Origin of the sequence: Roseospira marina, assembly GCF_014197855.1 — a bacterium.
Lineage (GTDB): Bacteria > Pseudomonadota > Alphaproteobacteria > Rhodospirillales > Rhodospirillaceae > Rhodospira > Rhodospira marina.
This window is the reverse complement of the sequence record NZ_JACIGJ010000056.1, coordinates 1-1,139: the sequence shown is the minus strand read 5'-3', so window position 1 is coordinate 1,139 and position 1,139 is coordinate 1. Positions and strand designations below refer to the sequence as shown.

Genomic DNA, 1,139 nt, shown 5'->3' with positions numbered 1-1,139 from the left:
CTGTAGCGCGGCGGCGGATTTGGCACAAATCTGCACCGGTTTGGCACACCGGACAGGCGTCCGGGGCGGCATGATTTAGCGGCCGCTGGCGGGCGGCGGGGCCGGCGCGGTGGCCCCATCTCCCGGAGGCTTCGGATACGGGCGCGGGCGCATCCTCAGGTCGCGCCGCGCCGATGGTTTCAGGAAGAAGACATAGCGGAACTGGCGGAGGCGATGACGCTCCGCCCGGTTCAGGTTGGCCCGCAGATACTCGCCGCGCTGGCCCGCCTTGCGATGGGCCGTCAACAGCATGCTGTGATAGGTCTCGCCGTCGAGGGTGTAGAACGCGGTCAGGTGCGAACCCAGAAACAGGAAGTTCGCGGCCTGATAGACCACGCCCAGCCGCCCGCACCGTTCGTCCGCGAAAGATTGCACCCACCGGACGCTCGGGCATGCCCGCTTCAGATACTTCATAGCGTAGCTCAACGCCCGGCTCTCGCTGTTGCGGGGCGCGGCATCGTCCAGCCACATGCGGTTCAGTTCCAGGTGCTCGGTCGGGCCGGTGTTGGCGACGACCTTGCCAGCGTGCATGGCGTTCATCGAATACCCGAACTGCAGGACCCCGACTCGCTGACCGTCGAGGAAGACGCCCAGGTGCACATAGCTGTTGTTCACGATCCTCCGGCTGTAGTGGTTTGCGATCACCATCCGGCAGGCGTCCGCGCGCGGGATCGCCGCGACGTAGAAGTTCCGGCACCCGAAGCCCCAGACCCCGTTCGATCCACGGATATAGTCGGGCGTTTCGGAGGTCGGCCGGCGCACATGCGGCGGCGCGGCGGGCGGATGGTGTGGGGGGCGGCGGGTGGCCATATGGCCTTACTCCCTGTCCGGCGCTCCGGGGCGCTCGGATGCGGGGCTCGCCGGCGACGGAGTCGCGGCCCTCATGGTAAACATGCTCCCGCAGCGGGGGCATTTGATGGCGATGAAACCGGCCTTGAAGTCGCTGAGTTCGGCGAGCTTTTTGGCACACCGGACACAGCGTATGGACTCTCCCGTCATGATGGTCCCCAGTCATCGCCTCGCGGGCTCGCGAGGGCGGGCCGCGTTTCATGGCGGCCGACGTGGACGTGGGGATGCCTAGGACATTCGGCTCGGGGCGT

General features: G+C 67.2%; 2 protein-coding genes. Both read right to left on the bottom strand.

What is annotated here, in order from left to right:
• Positions 1 to 75: 75 nt before the first annotated feature.
• Positions 76 to 849 (bottom strand): Mom family adenine methylcarbamoylation protein, encoded by a 774-nt coding sequence (locus tag GGD82_RS20780; protein WP_211364668.1) that lies wholly within the window; start codon positions 847 to 849, stop codon positions 76 to 78.
• A gap of 6 nt (positions 850 to 855) precedes the next feature.
• Complete coding sequence (locus tag GGD82_RS21675) at positions 856 to 1,038, bottom strand: Com family DNA-binding transcriptional regulator (protein ID WP_150060332.1); 183 nt, start codon at positions 1,036 to 1,038, stop codon at positions 856 to 858.
• Between the last annotated feature and the right edge of the window lie 101 nt (positions 1,039 to 1,139).

Coding starts and splice junctions, on each gene's coding strand:
- GGD82_RS20780 (WP_211364668.1), bottom strand. CDS start 849: ATGGCCACCCGCCGCCCCCCACACCATCCGCCCGCCGCGCCGCCGCAT.
- GGD82_RS21675 (WP_150060332.1), bottom strand. CDS start 1,038: ATGACGGGAGAGTCCATACGCTGTGTCCGGTGTGCCAAAAAGCTCGCC.